This is a genomic window from Pseudomonas sp. SDO524_S393, assembly GCF_054071875.1.
This window is the reverse complement of the sequence record NZ_JBSVVZ010000012.1, coordinates 51617-68921: the sequence shown is the minus strand read 5'-3', so window position 1 is coordinate 68921 and position 17305 is coordinate 51617. Positions and strand designations below refer to the sequence as shown.

The window sequence follows — 17305 nt, the reverse complement described above, 5'->3', positions numbered from 1 at the left end:
GTTTTAGGGTGTTCTCTTAGAGTATTTGCACGTGTCGCCGAGTATTCGCTGGTTGCTTTAAAGTTTTTTTGCCCTGTTGCAACAGTAAAGATGATATCAATATGATGGCTTGTCGCTACCCGCTGACTCGCCGCTTCGGCTCACAAAGCCGGGAACCACACAGCAAAAAATTGATGAATACAAACGGAGAGATAACCCCATGGTAGCGGATGATGCCTTGCTAATGGCTTATGTTGACGGCGACCTTTCGCCGCAACAGAACCAGGAGCTAGAGCGGCTCATAGACGCTTCGCCGGACCTGGCTCAACGAGTCTCTCGGTTGATGGCTTCCTGCCTGCCTTATGAGGAAGCATTTGCCCGGCAGAACGTGCCACCGGTTCCCGAAAGTCTGAAGCTCAGTATTGCGGCATTGGCGGCTCAGCATACGGCTGCTCAGGCGCCGAAAACGGCCTCTGCTCCGACGACTGGTAGAACAGACAGCGTTTTCGGTCGCCTGTTCGCGTTTCTCCAACCTAAATTTGCATGGCCTGCGCTGACCTTCGTCGCGGGCGCGGCCTGTTACGCGCTGGTGCTTCAAGTTGGTGCGTTCAGCGGCGTGCTCAAGCCCGGTTTTGATGCAGCCGCGCCCGCGGTTGCGCAAGCCTCGCCCTGGGTGCAACAGGCGGCGGCATACCAGCATCTCTATACGCGCGAAACCGTGGCCTACGGCGCTCAGCCGTCCGATGCGGTCATCAAGACCCTGGCCGATATCCGCAACATCGACGGTCTTGCCCTGCGCGTGCCGGACCTCAGCGCCGCCGGCCTGACCTTCAAGCGTGTGCAGCGTTTGCGTTTTAACAACAAAGCGCTGATTCAGCTGGTATATTTGCCGGCCAATGGTGCGCCCGTCGCGCTGTGTGTGATGAAAGAGCCGAAACCGGACCAGTCCATCACCCAGCAAAGCGTCGCGCAAATGAACGTTGTCACCTGGCGTCAGTCCGAACTGGGCTACGCCCTGATCGGCGAGCCCGAAGGTGTGGACCTCAACGCCGTTGCCCGACTTGTCGCCGACCGCAGTGCAGGCCAGTTGTTTACTGGTTCGCCCGCTCCCCTGTGGATCGCCGGCCTCCAGAAATGACCATGCTGGGGTCGGGCATGGGTACCCAATGCCGCGATCCCAGATAGCTTGATGAAAAAACTTCTTCTGCTGAAAAAACGTCATCGCCTGCCTCTTGCCCTCACTGCGGTGTCAATCGTCGGCCTCGGTGCGTGGCTTTTTTCCTCCTTGTATGTTCCCTCGGCCACCGCCGAGCGCATCGTCGATGAAATGGAAAACGTCGCCGGCGGTGCCCATCCCGGTTTTCGTCGCAATCACGCCAAGGGCCAGTGCATCAGCGGCCGATTTGAAAGCAACGGCAACGCGGTGGAAATTTCCCGCGCCGCCGTGTTGCAGCGTGGCACCGTGCCCGTGATCGGCCGCCTGTCCGCCGCCGGCGGCGACCCGACCCAGGCCGATGAACATGGCATGGTTCGCAGCATGGCCCTGTGGCTGGTCGGCAGCGATGAAGAGCCCTGGTACCTGGCGATGAACTCCGTGCCGGTGTTCGCCGTGAACACGCCCGAAGGCTTCTACGCGCAATTGCGCGCCTCGGTGCCGGAGTACGGCGGCGTCGGTCCCGACCCGGACAAGATGCAGGCCTTCAAGGATACCCATCCCGAAATGCGCCCGTTCGAGACCTGGCTGGAGGAGCATCCCGGCTCTTCCGGGTTCGACAACACCACGTTCTACAGCGTCAACGCCTTCCGCATGATCGACGCCCAGGGGCGGGTGCGCTTCGTGCGCTGGAGCATGGTGCCTGAGACGCCTTACAAGGAGATGACAGCCGAGCAGCGCAGCGACCCGGATTTTCTCGCCTTTGGCTTCGCCACCTTGCTGGATCAAGGCCCGGTGCGCTGGCACCTGATCTTCACCCTGGCCGAGCCCGGGGATGTCACCACCGATGCCACGGTGCTCTGGCCTGAAGGTCGTCGGCAGATCGACGCCGGCGTGTTGGTGATCGACGACCAGCAGTCCCAGATGGACGGTGCCTGCCGCGACGTTGATTTCAACCCGCTGCAGTTACCGCCCGGCATCGAGCCTTCGGACGACCCGTTGCTGCTGTCGCGCAAGGCGGCGTATGCCGAGTCTCATCGGCGGCGTGTGGCTGAGGAAAGCTCGCATTAAGAAATTTTCCGGTCCCGCGGAATAAATCATTTCCCTCGCTTGTTCTATCCCCAGAACAACTTGCACGAGGGAAGTACGATGGGCCTGCCCACCGAAGCTCAACCACTGGATTTCACTGCGCTGGCCTTGCCCTTGGGCGAGGCCGATGCCTGTGGCCAGAACTTCGAATACGACCCCGAATTCCTCGAACTGGAAGAAGAGGCCCTCGGCAAACCCGAAGTGCAGTACGGCGACACCATCACCCAAGCCATCGAGCCTAACTGGAAGCGGGTGATGCAACTCGCCTTGCCCCTGATGGAGCGCAGTCGCGATCTGCGTCTGGCCATCTGGCTGACCCGTGCCCAACTCAACCTGCAAGGCTTCGCCGGGCTGGCCGCGGGCCTGCAACTGGTGCACGCGTTGCTGGAACACTGTTGGGACGGCCTGCACCCGCAACTGGATCCTGACGACGACAACGACCCGCTGCTGCGCATCAATATCCTGGCGTTCCTGTGTGAGCCCGTCGGCCTGTTGCGCGATGCGCTGGATGCGCCGCTGGTCAACGCCCGCAATGTGGGACCCATCAGCCTGCGCCAGATCGAGTTGGCCGGCACCGAGCAAGGCGGCGAGGGTGACGGCCTCAGCCTGGGCATGATCGACGGCGCGTTTGCCGAAGCGGATCCGGCCGCGTTGAGCGCCACCGAGGCGGCATTGGCACAGGCCATGACCCTGAGCGTGCAGATCGAGCAACGCTTGACCGAAAAAGTCGGCGTGGGCCGCGCCATCGACCTGAGCGGCCTGGCCACCTTGCTGCGCCGGGCCGGCGAAGCGATTCATCGGTATCAGCCCGGAGGCGCATCGGTGCAGGCCGTCGAGAACGTCACGCCAGAAGCCGCAACAGCGCCTGTCGCCGCCGCGCCCCAGGCCCCACGCGGCGAGATCAACAGTCGCGACGACGCGCGCCAGGCCATCGACCGCCTGTGCACTTATTTCCAGACCCACGAACCCGCAAGCCCGGTGCCGTTTCTGTTGCAACGGGCCAAGACGCTGATCGACAAGAACTTCATGGAATTGTTGCAAGACCTCGCCCCCGACGGGCTTGCGCAACTGGCGCTGGTCAGCGGTATTCGCAACAGCGACAACTGACCCTTTTCGTCCTAACCCTCACTCACTGGAGCTATTCCTGTGGCCAAAGAAAGCAGTCAGAAATTCATCGCCCGCAACCGTGCGCCGCGCGTCCAGATCGAGTACGACGTGGAGATCTACGGTTCGGAAAAAACCGTGCAGCTGCCCTTCGTGATGGGCGTGTTCTCCGACCTTTCCGGCAAACCGGCCGAGCCGCTGCCGCCGGTGGCCGAACGCAAGTTTCTGGAAGTCGACATCGACAATTTCGACGAGCGGCTCAAGTCGATGAAACCACGCGTGGCGTTCCAGGTGCCCAACACCTTGACCGGTGAAGGCAACCTGCCGGTGGAAATCACTTTCGAGTCGATGGACGACTTCAGCCCGGCCGCCATTGCCAGCAAGGTGCCCAGCCTCAACCAGTTGCTCACCGCGCGCAGCCAGTTGTCGAACCTGCTGACCTACATGGACGGCAAGGTCGGTGCCGAGGAACTGCTGGCCAAGCTGCTTGCCGATCCGACCGTGATGCAAGCCTTGAGCAGTGCGCCCAAGCCGACTGAATAACCACCCCGAATAACCGACTGAACGCTTACGCCGCCGGTGCCTCGTTTGCCCCGGTACGGGACGCGTTTGCCCAAAATTCAAGGATACCGTCATGTCCACTACGCAATCGGAACAGCCAGGGCAACTCGCTCCGGCCACGGAATTCGACGCCGGCGACTTCGCCAGCCTGTTGCAGAAAGAGTTCAAGCCCAAGACCGACAAGGCCAAGGAAGCGGTGGAAACCGCCGTACGCACCCTGGCTGAGCAGGCCTTGCACGGCACCAACCTGATGCCCAACGACGTGCTCGGCACCATCGAAGGCCTGATCGCCGCCCTCGACCAGAAGCTCACCGAGCAGGTCAACCACATCCTCCACCACGAGGAATTCCAGGGCGTGGAAAGCGCCTGGCGCGGCCTGCATTACCTGGTCAACAACACCGAGACCGACGAGTCGCTGAAGATTCGGGTGATGAACATTTCCAAGAACGAAGTGCACAAGACCCTGCGCAAGTTCAAAGGTGTGGCCTGGGACCAGAGCCCGATCTTCAAGAAACTCTACGAAGAGGAATATGGCCAGTTCGGTGGCGAGCCCTACGGCGCGTTCGTGGCGGATTACTACTTCAACAACAGCGCGCCGGACGTCGAGTTGCTGACCCAGATGGCTCGCGTCAGTGCCGCTGCCCACTGCCCACTGATCACCGCCGCCGACCCCAGCGTGATGCTGATGGAGTCGTGGCAGGAACTGGCCAACCCGCGTGACCTGACCAAGATCTTCCAGACCCCGGAACACGCCGCCTGGCGCAGTTTCCGCGCCAGTGAAGACTCCCGCTACGTGGGCATGGCCATGCCGCGCTTCCTGTCCCGTGCGCCTTACGGTGCGAAGACCAACCCGGTGGAAGAATTCGACTTCGAAGAGACCACCGACGCCGCCGGCGCCAAGGACTTCACCTGGGCCAACGCCGCCTATGCGATGGCGGTGAACATCAACCGCTCGTTCAAACACTACGGCTGGTGCTCGCAGATTCGCGGCATCGAATCCGGCGGCGTGGTGGAAGGGTTGCCCGTGCACACCTTCCCGACCGACGACGGCGGCGTGGACATGACCTGCCCGACCGAAATCGCCATCAGCGACCGTCGTGAAGCCGAACTGGCGAAGAACGGTTTCATGCCGCTGGTGCACAAGAAGAACAGCGACCTGGCCGCGTTCATCGGCGCGCAGTCGATGCACAAGCCTGCCGAGTATGAAGACCCGGACGCTACCGCCAACGCCAACCTGGCCGCGCGCCTGCCGTACCTGTTCGCCACCTGCCGCTTCGCGCACTACTTGAAGTGCATCGTGCGCGACAAGATCGGCTCGTTCAAAGAGCGCGACGACATGCAGATCTGGCTCAACAACTGGATCGGTCGCTACGTGGAACACAACCCGGCCACCGCCACCGATGCCGACAAGGCCCGCAAGCCACTGGCCGGCGCTGAAGTGGTGGTGGAAGAGATCGAAGGCAACCCCGGCTACTACGGCGCCAAGTTCTTCCTGCGCCCGCACTACCAGCTCGAAGGCCTGACCGTGTCCCTGCGTCTGGTTTCCAAGCTGCCGTCCACCAAAGCCTCATAAAAACTGATCAACCCTGAAAGGTAACCATCATGATCCTGCTGAACTTCAAAGGCACCCAAATCAAAGGCACCTCCACCGTTGAGGCGCACACTGACTGGATCACCATCGACGCCATGCAGATGGGCGTTGGCCGCGCGATTTCCACCAGCGGTGGCGGCACCGACCGTGACACCAGCAACCCGTCGTTCTCGGAAATCTCCCTGAGCAAGGCCACCGACCTGGCCTCGGCCGACCTGTTCATGCAAGCGGTGTGCGGCAAGAGCCTGGGCGATGCCGAGATTCACTTCATCCAGACCGGCGGTCCGGACAAGAAACAACAGGTATTCCTCAAGCTGATCCTCGGCAGCGCCATCATCAGCTCGTACTCCGCCAGCAGTAACGGCGAGCGCCCGAGCGAAACCATCTCGATCAACTTCACCACCATCAGCTACGAGTTCGACTCCTTCACCGGCGACACCGTGAAAACCGGTACACCGAAGAAGTGGGACCTGGAAAAGAACCAGAAGATCTGATCCGGCTGCCCGGCGGACTATTGCACTGAATGGTTTTTTTGTAGTGAGCGGGCAAGCCCGCTCACCACAAGAAGCCCTTCATCCCGATAGGCCCGCTCACTGACTGATGGAGGCTTTATCCAATGGCTGAACTCACCAGCCGCGAACGCCTGCAGCCGTCCTTGCTCGATCGCTTGAGCGATGACGACACCGGCCACGCCGTGGAGCCGCGCGACAAGCGTGTGTTGTCCATGCGCGGCTTGCGCAAGGCGGTGCTGCGTGACCTGGGGTGGCTGCTCAACAGCACCAGCCTGGGCAGCTTTCGCGACCTCAGTGCGCACCCGCTGGCCGTGCAATCGGTGATCAATTTTGGTTTGCCGGACCTCGCCGGCAAGACCGCCGCCGGTCTGGACCGTGAAGAGCTGGCGCGACGTATCCGCCAGGCGATCTGGGACTTCGAACCGCGAATTCTGCGTGAAAGCGTACGCGTGGTGCCGGTTGCACCCGCAGGCGCAGCGGCCAGCCCCAATCAGGTGGCCTTTGAAATTCATGGCGAACTCTGGGGCCAGCCGTTGCCCGAGCGCCTGTACCTGAAGACCGAACTCGACCTGGAAGCAGGCGAGGCCAGGGTCTTCGATATCGAAACAAGGGACGTGCGGTGAACGCCAAACTGTTGCGCTACTACGAACGTGAACTGGCCCACCTGAGGGAAGTCGGCGGTGAATTCGCCCGCGACTACCCCAAGGTCGCCGGTCGCCTGGGGCTGGAAACCTACGCTTGCGCCGACCCCTACGTGGAGCGCTTGCTGGAGGGTTTCAGCTTTTTGGCCGCACGCGTGCAACTGAAAATCGACGCCGAATTCCCGCGCTTCACCAACCACCTGCTGGAGTTGGTTTACCCGCAATACCTGGCGCCCACACCTTCGATGGCGGTGGTGCAATTACAGCCGGACATGGGCGAGGGCAGGCTGGCCGAAGGGTTCAAGGTCCCCCGCGACAGTGCCTTGCACAGCCAGTTGGGCAAAGGCGACCAGACCGCCTGTGAGTTTCGCACCGCCCACGATGTGACCCTGTGGCCAATGGAACTGGTGGAAGCGCGCTACTTCGCCTGCGGTGCCCAAGTGGCCGGGGTCGACCTGTCGCGCCTCGGCACCGTCAAGGCGGCCTTGCGTCTGCGCCTGCGGGTGGGCGCCGGGTTGACCTTCAGCGAGCTGGCGCTGGACAACCTGTCGCTGCACATCCGTGGCGGTGAAGCCATGCCGTCACGCATCCTCGAGCAATTGCTGGCCCAGGCGGCCGGGGTGCTGGTAATGCCGGTGCAGGAGCATGTGGACTGGCACCAGTTCCTGCCCAAAAGCGCGATTCGCAGCGTGGGCTACAGCGACAGCGAAGCCTTGCTGCCCACCGGTCCGCGTTCGTTCCAGGGCTATCGGCTGCTGCAGGAATACTTCGCCATGCCCCAGCGCTTCCTGTTCGCTGAAGTGGCCGGGCTGGCGAACAGCGTGAGCCGTTGCACCGCCGAACAACTGGACGTGATCGTGTTGTTCAAGAAGCTCGACCCGGTGCTGGAGCAGAGCCTCAGCGCCGCCAACTTCGGCCTGCACTGCACGCCGGCGATCAACCTGTTCCCGATGCGCGCCGAGCGGGTGCACCTGTCGGACCAGCAAGCCGAATACCACGTGATTCCCGACCGTACCCGGCCGATGGATTACGAGATCTACCAGGTCGAAGACGTCACCGGCTATGGCAGCGGCGCCGACGCCAGCCAGACGTTCGAATCGTTTTACCGCGCCAACGACCTGCATGCGCGTACGCCGCCCAAGGCGTTCTACCAGGTACGTCGCGACACGCGGGTGTTGTCCGAGCAGCAACGACGCCAGGGGCCGCGCTCCAGTTATATCGGCAGCGAGTTGTTCCTGTCGTTGGTCGACGCCCAGGAAGCGCCGCACCGCAGCGATCTGCGCCAATTGGGCATCGACACCCTGTGCAGCAACCGCGACCTGGTGCTGAGCATGCCGGTGGGCAGCGGCCGCACCGATTTCAGCGTCGAGTCCGGCGCGCCGGTGCAGTCAGTGCGTTGCGTGGCCGGGCCCACCGTGCCCGCGCCATCGTTTGCCGAAGGCGAGACGGCGTGGCGGCTGGTCAGTCACTTGTCGCTCAACTACCTGTCGCTGTTGGACCAGGACAAGGAGCAGGGCGCCACGGCGTTGCGTGACCTGTTGCGCCTGTACTGCCGCGTCGAAGACGAAGCCGCCCACAAGCAGATCGAAGGCCTGCGCTCGGTCACCGCCGAGAGCATTGTGCGGCGCCTGCCGCTGCCGGGCCCGATCACCTATGGGCGTGGCCTGCAAGTGTGCGTGACCCTGGATGAAGCCGCCTTCGAAGGCGCCGGCGTGTTTGTGCTGGGCTCGGTGCTGGAACAGTTTTTCGCCAAGTACGTGTCGCTCAATTCGTTCACCGAAACGGTGATCAAAAGCACCACCCGTGGTGTGATCATGCAATGGCCGGCGCGGGTGGGCAGATGCGAGATCCTCTGAGCCTGCTCAGCGCCCTTGAAGCGCACCCGGGGCGTTTCGATTTTTATGGCGCCCTGCGCCAGCTGGAATGCGCGTTCCCGCAACTGCCCCGCATCGGCCAGGCCGCGCGCCCGGCGGATGAGGCGGTGCGATTCGGCCAGCAACCGTCGCTGGCATTCGAGCCGGCGATGATCGCCGGGCTCAAGCCGGGTGCAACGCCCAGACTGCTGCTGAATTTCTTCGGCCTGATGGGCGCCAATGGCCCGCTGCCGATTCACCTCACCGAATACATTCGCGACCGTCAGCGCAACCAGAATGACCCGACGCTCGCCGCATTCTGCGACGTGTTCCATCACCGCATGATCAGCCTGTTCTACCGCGCCTGGGCCAGCGCCCAGCCGGCGGTGAGCCTGGACCGGCCCGGCGCCGACCGTTTTGCCCATTACCTGGGGTCGCTGATCGGCATCGGCATGCCCTCGTTGTTGGGGCGTGACTCGCTGCCGGACGTGGGCAAGCTGCACTTCGCCGGTCGCCTGGGCCCGCAGACGCGCAATGCCGAAGGCCTGGCGGCGTTGCTCACGGATTACCTCGGGGTGCCGGTGAAGGTCGAGCAGTTTGTCGGCCACTGGATGACGCTGCCCGCTGACGGCCTGTGTGCCTTGCGCAGCGGCCCGGATGCGCCGGTGCTCGGCCAGACCACCGTGATGGGCAAGAAAGTCTGGAACACCCAGCACAAATTCCGCCTGCTGATCGGCCCCCTGGACCTGGACCAGACCCGCCGCCTGCTGCCCGGTGGCGACAGCCTGCAACGGGTGCAGGATTGGGTACGCCAGTACGTCGGCCTGGCGATGGACTGGGACGTCAACCTGATCGTCAAAAAAGAACAATTGCCTGGCTTGCGCCTCGGTTCCGCGCCCCTGGGCTGGACCAGCTGGCTGAGCAGCAAAGCCCCCAAGCAGGATGACCGGCAATTGCTGATCAACCCGCGCATCTCCGTCCATTCTTCTCAAGGATCTGCCCATGGCTGATATCAGTCGCGTCGCGCTTTTCGGCAAACTCAACAGCCTGTGCTACCGGGCGATCGAAAGCAGTACCGTGTTCTGCAAGATGCGCGGTAACCCCTATGTGGAGCTGGTGCACTGGTTGCAGCAGATCCTGCAACTGACCGACTCGGACCTGCTGCGTCTGATCCGGCACTACGGCATCGACCCGGCGGTGTTGGCCCGGGATCTTACCGCTGCCCTCGATCGTCTGCCCCGGGGCTCGACCTCGGTCACCGATCTGTCGAGCCAGGTCGAAGAAGCCGTCGAGCGCGCCTGGGTCTATGCCACCCTGATGCTCGGCGAAACCCAGGTACGTTCCGGTCACTTGCTGCTGGCGCTGCTGAAAACCCCGAGCCTGCGCAACGGCTTGTATGGCGTTTCGCGCGAGTTCAACAAGGTCGGCGTCGACGACCTGAGCGAACAGTTCAGCGCGTTGCTCAAGGACTCCCCCGAAGCGCAGATGACCGCCAGCGATGGCTTCCAGGTGCCCGGTGAAGACGCAGGCGCGCTGGCACCGGCGGCCATGGGCAAGCAGGAGGCGTTGAAGCGCTTTACCGTTGACCTCACCGAACAGGCGCGCACCACCAAGGTGGACCCCATCGTCGGTCGCGATGAAGAGATTCGCCAGGTGATCGACATCCTGATGCGCCGTCGCCAGAACAACCCGATCCTGGTGGGCGAGGCGGGCGTGGGCAAGACCGCCGTGGTTGAAGGCTTCGCCCAGCGCATTGCCCGGGGCGACGTGCCACCGAGCCTGAAAGACGTGCAGTTGCTGGCCCTGGACGTGGGCCTGTTGCAGGCCGGCGCGAGCATGAAAGGCGAGTTCGAACAGCGTCTGCGCTCGGTGATCGATGAGGTGCAGGCCAGCGTCAAACCGGTGGTGCTGTTTATCGACGAAACCCACACCCTGGTCGGCGCAGGCGGTGCCGCCGGCACCGGTGATGCGGCCAATCTGCTCAAGCCGGCACTGGCCCGTGGCACCCTGCGCACCGTGGGCGCGACCACATTTGCCGAGTACAAGAAACACATCGAAAAAGACCCGGCCCTGACCCGGCGTTTTCAGACCGTGCAGGTCGACGAACCCGACGAAACCCGTGCCCTGCTGATGCTGCGTGGCATCGCTGAAACCATGCAGAACCACCACCAGGTGCAGATCCTCGACTCGGCGCTGGAAGCGGCGGTGCGCCTGTCCAATCGCTACATTCCGGCGCGTCAGTTGCCCGACAAGGCCGTCAGCCTGATCGACACCGCCTGTGCCCGCGTCGCCATCAGCCTGCACGCCACGCCAGCCGAGGTGGACGACAGCCGTCGCCGCATCGAAGCGCTGGAAACCGAACTGGCGATCATCGAGCGTGAAACCGCGATTGGCGTCGAGACCGCCAGCCGTCGCGCGTCCGTCGAAGCGCTGCTGGTGACCGAGCGTGAACGCCTCGACGAAGTGGAGGGGCGCTGGGACAACGAGCTGGCGCTGGTGGAGCAGATCCAGCGTCTGCGCAGCCAGTTGGCCGAAGCGACCGACCGTGAAGCCGGCCTGGCGGAGCTGCGCCAGGTGCAGGACGAATTGGCGGCGCAACAAGGTGAACACCCGTTGGTGCTGATCAGCGTCGACGAGCAGGCCGTGGCCTCGGTGGTGCAGGACTGGACCGGCATTCCCGTGGGGCGCATGGTCAAGAACGAGATCGAAAACGTACTGCGCCTGGCCGACCGTCTGGGCCAGCGCATCATCGGCCAGAACCACGCGCTGGAGATGATCGCGCGGCGCATCCAGACCTCCCGCGCCGGCCTCGACAACCCCGGCAAGCCGGTGGGCGTGTTCATGCTGGCCGGCACCTCCGGGGTGGGCAAGACCGAAACCGCCCTGGCCCTGGCCGAGTCGCTGTATGGCGGTGAACAGAACGTCATCACCATCAACATGAGCGAGTACCAGGAAGCCCACACCGTTTCCACTCTCAAGGGCGCACCGCCCGGTTACGTGGGCTACGGCGAAGGCGGTGTGCTGACCGAAGCGGTGCGGCGCAAGCCCTACAGCGTGGTGCTGCTGGATGAAGTGGAGAAGGCCCATCCGGACGTGCACGAGCTGTTTTTCCAGGTATTCGACAAGGGTTGGATGGAGGACGGCGAAGGCCGGATCATCGACTTCAAGAACACCCTGATCCTGCTCACCACCAACGCCGGCACCCAGTTGATCAGCCGCCTGTGCCGCGACCCGCAGAACACCCCCGCGCCGGACGCCATCGCCAAGGCCCTGCGCGAGCCCCTGCTGGAAGTCTTCCCGCCGGCCCTGCTCGGGCGCCTGGTGGTGATCCCGTACTACCCGCTGAGCGACGCCATGCTCGGCAACATCATCCGTCTGCAACTGGGGCGCATCGAAAAACGCATCGCCGGCACCCACAAGATCCCGTTCAGCTACAGCGACGACGTGGTGCACCTGATCGCCAGCCGATGCACCGAGCTGGAAAGCGGCGGGCGGATGATCGACGCGATCCTGACCAACTCGATGTTGCCGGCGATCAGTACCGAGTTTCTCAACCGCCTGCTGCTCGGCACACCGGCGACCCAGGTGCGGGTCGGTGTCGAGGGTGGCGAGTTCACGTACGCGTTCGAGGCGTCATAACGCTCTCGCCTGTCGAGGTCGATGCACCCTTGGGTGGAATAAATCCGCTCGCCTGGTTGTTCTCTCCAGGTGAGCGGACTGATCGCGCGTAGCTCGGGCGGCCTGGACAGCATTCTCCCATTGCCTTGCAGGTAGAACACCCACGATGGCGACTCTTCAACAACACCGCGAAATACAAGTGACCAGTGTGCTCGGCACCGACGTGCTGCTGTTTCGGCGCATGCAGGCCGTCGAGGCGCTGTCGCAACTCAGCGAGTACCAACTGGAGCTCTACAGCGAGCGCGCCGACCTGAATATCGACGACCTGCTGGCCACCCAGATGACCATCGCGGTGGACCTGCCCAAGGGTGGCAGCCGTTATTTCAGCGGGCACGTCAGCCACTTTTCGTTCACCGGGCGCCAAGGTCGCTATTCCACGTACAAGGCGGTGTTGCGACCGTGGCTGTGGTTTTTGACCCTGGCCAGCGACTGCCGGATCTTCCAGGAACTGAGCGTGCCGGACATCCTCAAGCAGGTGTTCGCGCCCTACAGCATTGCCGATGTCGACACCTCGGGCCTCAGTGGCAGCTACCAGGCGTTGACGTATTGCGTGCAGTACCGCGAGAGCGATTTCAATTTCGTCAGCCGCCTGATGGAACAGGAAGGCATCTACTACTTCTTCAAGAGCGCTGCCGGGCGTCACACCCTGGTACTGGCCGACTCTTATGGCGCGCATTCGCCGGCGCCTGGCTATGCGCAAATGCTCTTCATGCCGGCCGAAGACCATGCCATGCGCGAAAGCGAGGTGATCTACGACTGGCGCATGAGCGGCGATGTGGAGCCGGGCGGCTATACGCTGCAGGATTTCGATTTTGAAAAGCCCACCGCCAACCTGCTGGCCAAGTCGACCCTGGCCGGCAGCTACCCGCAGTCGCGCCATGAGCGCTATGACTACCCGGGCAAATACACCGAGCGCAAGCGCGGCGAAACCTATGCGCGCACGCTGATCGAGTCGCTGCACACCGGCACCCAGCGGGTCACCGGCGCCACCCGCGCGCGCGGGTTGTTTCCCGGTGCCTTGATGACCCTCACCGAACACCCGCGCAGCGAGCAGAACGCTCAGTTCCTGTTGCTGGAAGCGCGCTATGCGTTGTCCTCGGACACCTATGAACCGACGCCGCCGGACAATCCGCAGCCGGTTCTCACCTGCGAATTCGTTGCCCTGTCACGCCAGCAGCAATTCCGGGCGCCCTGTGTATCGCGCAAACCGCTGATGCAAGGTCCGCAGACGGCCATGGTGGTGGGCAAGCAGGGCGAGGAAATCTGGACCGACAAGTACGGGCGCATCAAGGTGCAGTTCCACTGGGACCGCGAAGGCAAGCGCGACGAAAACAGTTCGTGCTGGATCCGCGTGGCCCAGGGCTGGGCCGGCAAGCGCTGGGGCAGCCTGTACACGCCGCGCATCGGCCAGGAAGTGGTGGTCAGCTTTCTCGAGGGCGACCCCGACCAGCCGCTGGTCACCGGCAGCGTCTACAACGCCGACACCATGCCGCCTTATGCACTGCCGGAAAACGCCACGCGCTCGACGATCAAGAGCAACTCGTCCAAGGGCGGCGGAGGCTACAACGAGCTGCGTTTCGAAGACAAGAAAGGCTCGGAACAGGTGTTTCTCCATGCGCAGAAGAACCTCGACCAGCGCGTGCTCAAGGACTCCCTGGACTGGGTCGGCGGCGACCGCCATTCCAAGGTCGACAAGGACCTGCGCGAGAAGGTCGGCGGCGACCGGCATTCGTCCGTCGGTGGCAACCGCAACGAGAAGGCCACCGGCGCCGTATCGATGACCGCCGGCACCAACATGATCATCGACGGCAAGTTGAAGACCGGCGTGACCGCGGGCCTCGACGTACATATCAAGGGCGGCATGAACGTGGTGATCGAAGCGGGTGCGACCATCACCATGAAAGTCGGCACCACCTTCCTGACCATCACCCCGGCCATGATCCTCGCCTCGACCATTCCCATTCCGTTGCCCCAGGCCGGTACCGCCGCCACCGCACTGGCGCTGTCCGCCGCTACCGGACCTGCCGGCGTGCCGCTGCCGCCCAAGGAGGCCGACGATGGCAAGTAACGCTTTCTGGAGACTGCTATGAACCTGATCCTGCTGGTGAAAAGTTACCGCGACCAACCGATGCCCGGTGATGTCATCTGCCGCTTTACCGAAGCCGGTGGCTCGATTGGCCGTGGGCCGGACAACGACCTGACCCTGGACGACCCGGGCAAATACATCTCGCGGGTGCATGCACGGATCGACCTGCGCGACGGCCAGTTTTACCTCACCGACACCGGCAGCAACCCCAGCCTGGTCAATGAGCGACCGTTGGGCACGGGGCGCGAGCGCCTGCTGGAGGAGGGCGACCGCCTGGTGATCGGCGATTACGCGATGGACGTGCGGCTGGAGCAGCCGGTGGCGCCGGAGCCTGAAGACGACGCCCTGGCCACGCGGATCCTGCCGCCGCTGTTCGTGCCGCCTCCACCGCCGGTGGCGGCCCCGCTGCCGCCGTTGGAAGTGCCGCAACCGTTGCTGCGTGATCCTGAAGTGGTGGTGCCTGTGGTGCTGCATGACGACCTGGCCGGTGCGCGTATCCTGGAGGGCGGTGCGCTGTTCGACGGGGCGATGCCGCTGTCGGATCCCCTGGGTTTGAACCCGTCGCTGACCCCGGTGTTTCGCGGCACCGAAAGCGACCATGTGGCGCCGCAGCTGCAAGCGTTCAACCCGCCGATCCGGCAGGCGGAGCCGCAGGTGATTCCGGATGATTATGACCCGCTGTTCGGCCTCTCGACCCAGCCTGCGGTGACATCGGACCCTAATGTGGGAGCGGGTTTGCTCGCGAAGAACGATAACGCGGTCATCCAGGAACAACCCGTCGTCCTTGAGAGCTTCGCGAGCAAGCCCGCTCCCACATTGACCGCGCCCACCCGTGATGACGCCGTGTTGCATGCGTTGCTCCAAGGCCTGGGCCTGCCCGACCTGCACACCTCCCGCACCCCCACCGAGCTGGCCCAACTGGTGGGCGAGATGCTGCGGGCCGCAACCGCCGGCACCATGGATGTGCTGATGGCCCGTGCACTGACCAAGCGCGAGAGCCATATCGACATGACCATGATCGGCGCGTATTCGAACAACCCGCTCAAGTTCTTCCCCGATGCCGACAGCGCCCTGACCCAGATGCTGGGCGGCGATTCGCCCGCCTATATGCGCCCGGTCAAGGCCATGGGGGCCTCGTTCGATGACCTCAAGGCCCACGAACTGGCGGTGATCGCCGGCATGCGCGCGGCACTGGGCGCGGTGGTGCAGCGCTTTGATCCTGCGCGGGTCGAACAACGCCGTACCACCCATGGCGCCCTGGACAAATGGATGCCGGCTCGGCGCAAGGCACGTCTGTGGGACCGCCTGGTGGAGCGCTACGAAGACCTGGCGCGGGATGCCGATGAAGATTTGCAGCGTTTGTTCGGCGAGCTGTTTTCCAAGGCGTACGAGGAACAGGTGGCACGGATGCGTACTTGAAGACCGAGCCGTTGTATCGAACGGGCTTCTTTTGTGGTGAACGGACTTTTTTGTAGTGAGCGGGCTTGTCCCGCGCTGGGCTGCGCAGCGGCCCTGAAACCAGGCGCCGCGCGTCTAACAGGAATAACGCGGTGACCTTATTGGGGCCGCTTCGCGCACCAGCGCGGGACAAGCCCGCTCACCACAACAAGCCCGCTCACCACAAAAAAAGGTCCGCTCACCACAAGAGTCCTGCCCACAGCACACATCTGTTTATCAGCGCAAAACCGGTCAGCCCGAAACGCTTTCACGTTGAGAAGAATTTATGTCCTGGAACAACAAAGTAGTCTGGTCCGAAGGCATGCTGTTGCAGCCTCAGCACCTGCAACAACACGACCGTTTCCTGCAAACCCAGCTGGAAGCCCGGGTGGCGACCCTGCGTGCTTACGGCTGGGGTTTTTCCAGGCTGGAGATCGACCCGCAGCAACTGGCCATGGGCAAGCTGTCGTTGCTGGCCTACAGCGGCGTGTTGCCGGACGGCACGCCTGTCGGCCTGCCGTTCGACGATGAAATGCCGCTGCCGCTGGAAATCCCCGACGACGCCCGCGACCTGAAAGTGGTGCTGGCGCTGCCGAGCCTGCGTCCGGGTGTGCCGGAGGTGGACGATAACCCCAGCTTTGAAAACTTCGCGCGCCATCGCAGCAGCGAATACGAAGCCTGGGACAGCAACGGCCTGGACAGCAGCGCGTTGATGAGCATCGGCAAGCTGCGCCTGCGCCTGGCCTTCGAAGGTGATGTGGCCGACGCCTACACCACCCTCGGCATCGCCCATGTGGTGGAAAAGCGCGCGGATAAAAGTGTGGTGCTCGACCGCGAATACTGCCCGCCATGCCTGGACGTGCGCGCCGCTGAACGTTTGAAGGCGTTCAACGAAGAATTGCTGGGCCTGATGCAGCAACGGGTCGAAGCGCTGGCGTCGCGCCTGACCCGGCCCGATGGCAGTGGCGCGGCAGAAATCGCCGACTTCCTGCTGTTGCAGGTGCTCAACCGCAGCCTGCCGTTGGTGCGGCATCTGGTGGCGATGACCGGCCTGCACCCGGAGCAGCTTTACCGTGACTTGTCGGCACTGGCCGGCGAGCTGGCGACCTTTACCCGTGATGACAAACGCGCGACGAGCTACCCGGCGTATCGCCATGGCGCCCTGGCGCAGACCTTCGCCCCGGTGATGCTCGACCTGCGGCGCGCACTGTCGACGGTGATGGACGTGCGGGCCATCGCGATCCCGCTGGAAGAGCGCCAATACGGCATTCGCGTGGCGGTGCTGCCCGACCAGGAACTGCTGCGTTCGGCCACCTTCATCCTCGCGGTGCAGGCGCAGATGTCCGCCGAGAACGTGCGCAACGGCTTTCCGCCCCAGGTCAAGATCGGCTCGGTGGAGAAGATCCGCGACCTGGTCAACCTGCAACTGCCGGGCATTGGCCTGCGTCCGTTGCCGGTGGCGCCACGGCAGTTGCCGTTCCACGCCGGCTTCACCTATTTCGAACTCGATCGCAGCAGCGAATATTGGCAATTGCTGAGCCAGTCGGCCGGTTTTGCCATGCATATCGCCGGGGTGTTCCCGGGGCTGGACATGCAGTTCTGGGCCATCCGGAACTAAGGC

Annotated in this window: 13 protein-coding genes; all 13 read left to right on the top strand. The window is 63.4% G+C overall.

Features of this window, described 5'->3' with window-relative positions; all coding sequences use genetic code 11:
* Window positions 1-199 precede the first annotated feature (199 nt).
* The 13 genes from ACW9IB_RS07890 to tssK all read left to right on the top strand — a co-directional run bounded on the left by ACW9IB_RS07890 (window position 200) and on the right by tssK (window position 17302).
* Complete coding sequence (locus ACW9IB_RS07890; protein ID WP_457413087.1) at window positions 200-1117, top strand: anti-sigma factor family protein; 918 nt, start codon at window positions 200-202, stop codon at window positions 1115-1117.
* 51 nt (window positions 1118-1168) lie between these two features.
* Complete coding sequence (locus ACW9IB_RS07885) at window positions 1169-2203, top strand: catalase family peroxidase (RefSeq protein ID WP_457413085.1); 1035 nt, start codon at window positions 1169-1171, stop codon at window positions 2201-2203.
* 78 nt (window positions 2204-2281) lie between these two features.
* The gene (gene tssA / locus ACW9IB_RS07880; protein WP_457413083.1) at window positions 2282-3328 is read left to right on the top strand and encodes a type VI secretion system protein TssA; all 1047 of its coding nucleotides are present in this window, start codon (window positions 2282-2284) and stop codon (window positions 3326-3328) included.
* Window positions 3329-3367: 39 nt separating this feature from the next.
* Complete coding sequence (gene tssB / locus ACW9IB_RS07875) at window positions 3368-3868, top strand: type VI secretion system contractile sheath small subunit (protein ID WP_457364165.1); 501 nt, start codon at window positions 3368-3370, stop codon at window positions 3866-3868.
* Window positions 3869-3959: 91 nt separating this feature from the next.
* The gene (tssC, locus tag ACW9IB_RS07870) at window positions 3960-5459 is read left to right on the top strand and encodes a type VI secretion system contractile sheath large subunit (protein WP_457364164.1); all 1500 of its coding nucleotides are present in this window, start codon (window positions 3960-3962) and stop codon (window positions 5457-5459) included.
* Between the two features lie 29 nt (window positions 5460-5488).
* Window positions 5489-5971 (top strand): type VI secretion system tube protein Hcp, encoded by a 483-nt coding sequence (locus tag ACW9IB_RS07865; RefSeq protein WP_457364163.1) that lies wholly within the window; start codon window positions 5489-5491, stop codon window positions 5969-5971.
* A gap of 122 nt (window positions 5972-6093) precedes the next feature.
* The gene (tssE, locus tag ACW9IB_RS07860) at window positions 6094-6612 is read left to right on the top strand and encodes a type VI secretion system baseplate subunit TssE (protein WP_457364162.1); all 519 of its coding nucleotides are present in this window, start codon (window positions 6094-6096) and stop codon (window positions 6610-6612) included.
* The gene (tssF, locus tag ACW9IB_RS07855; protein ID WP_457364161.1) at window positions 6609-8486 is read left to right on the top strand and encodes a type VI secretion system baseplate subunit TssF; all 1878 of its coding nucleotides are present in this window, start codon (window positions 6609-6611) and stop codon (window positions 8484-8486) included. The genes tssE and tssF overlap by 4 nt, the downstream gene beginning before the upstream one ends.
* Window positions 8471-9493: a type VI secretion system baseplate subunit TssG gene (gene tssG, locus ACW9IB_RS07850; RefSeq protein ID WP_457413081.1), complete on the top strand. Its 1023-nt coding sequence runs from the start codon at window positions 8471-8473 to the stop codon at window positions 9491-9493. Before tssF ends, tssG begins: the two co-directional genes overlap by 16 nt.
* On the top strand, window positions 9486-12122 hold the full coding sequence (gene tssH / locus ACW9IB_RS07845) for a type VI secretion system ATPase TssH (protein ID WP_457413079.1): 2637 nt from the start codon (window positions 9486-9488) through the stop codon (window positions 12120-12122). Before tssG ends, tssH begins: the two co-directional genes overlap by 8 nt.
* A 145-nt stretch (window positions 12123-12267) precedes the next feature.
* Window positions 12268-14229 carry a type VI secretion system Vgr family protein gene (locus tag ACW9IB_RS07840; RefSeq protein WP_457413077.1) on the top strand — a complete coding sequence of 654 codons (1962 nt, stop codon included), beginning with the start codon at window positions 12268-12270 and terminating at the stop codon, window positions 14227-14229.
* A gap of 18 nt (window positions 14230-14247) precedes the next feature.
* The gene (gene tagH / locus ACW9IB_RS07835; RefSeq protein ID WP_457413075.1) at window positions 14248-15666 is read left to right on the top strand and encodes a type VI secretion system-associated FHA domain protein TagH; all 1419 of its coding nucleotides are present in this window, start codon (window positions 14248-14250) and stop codon (window positions 15664-15666) included.
* 304 nt (window positions 15667-15970) lie between these two features.
* The gene (tssK, locus tag ACW9IB_RS07830; RefSeq protein ID WP_457413073.1) at window positions 15971-17302 is read left to right on the top strand and encodes a type VI secretion system baseplate subunit TssK; all 1332 of its coding nucleotides are present in this window, start codon (window positions 15971-15973) and stop codon (window positions 17300-17302) included.
* Window positions 17303-17305: the final 3 nt, after the last annotated feature.

Excerpts from the sequence above, each read along its gene's own strand:
- ACW9IB_RS07890 (WP_457413087.1), top strand. The coding sequence starts at position 200 with ATGGTAGCGGATGATGCCTTGCTAATGGCTTATGTTGACGGCGACCTT.
- ACW9IB_RS07885 (WP_457413085.1), top strand. The coding sequence starts at position 1,169 with ATGAAAAAACTTCTTCTGCTGAAAAAACGTCATCGCCTGCCTCTTGCC.
- tssA (WP_457413083.1), top strand. The coding sequence starts at position 2,282 with ATGGGCCTGCCCACCGAAGCTCAACCACTGGATTTCACTGCGCTGGCC.
- tssC (WP_457364164.1), top strand. The coding sequence starts at position 3,960 with ATGTCCACTACGCAATCGGAACAGCCAGGGCAACTCGCTCCGGCCACG.
- ACW9IB_RS07865 (WP_457364163.1), top strand. The coding sequence starts at position 5,489 with ATGATCCTGCTGAACTTCAAAGGCACCCAAATCAAAGGCACCTCCACC.
- tssE (WP_457364162.1), top strand. The coding sequence starts at position 6,094 with ATGGCTGAACTCACCAGCCGCGAACGCCTGCAGCCGTCCTTGCTCGAT.
- tssG (WP_457413081.1), top strand. The coding sequence starts at position 8,471 with ATGCGAGATCCTCTGAGCCTGCTCAGCGCCCTTGAAGCGCACCCGGGG.
- tssH (WP_457413079.1), top strand. The coding sequence starts at position 9,486 with ATGGCTGATATCAGTCGCGTCGCGCTTTTCGGCAAACTCAACAGCCTG.
- ACW9IB_RS07840 (WP_457413077.1), top strand. The coding sequence starts at position 12,268 with ATGGCGACTCTTCAACAACACCGCGAAATACAAGTGACCAGTGTGCTC.
- tagH (WP_457413075.1), top strand. The coding sequence starts at position 14,248 with ATGAACCTGATCCTGCTGGTGAAAAGTTACCGCGACCAACCGATGCCC.
- tssK (WP_457413073.1), top strand. The coding sequence starts at position 15,971 with ATGTCCTGGAACAACAAAGTAGTCTGGTCCGAAGGCATGCTGTTGCAG.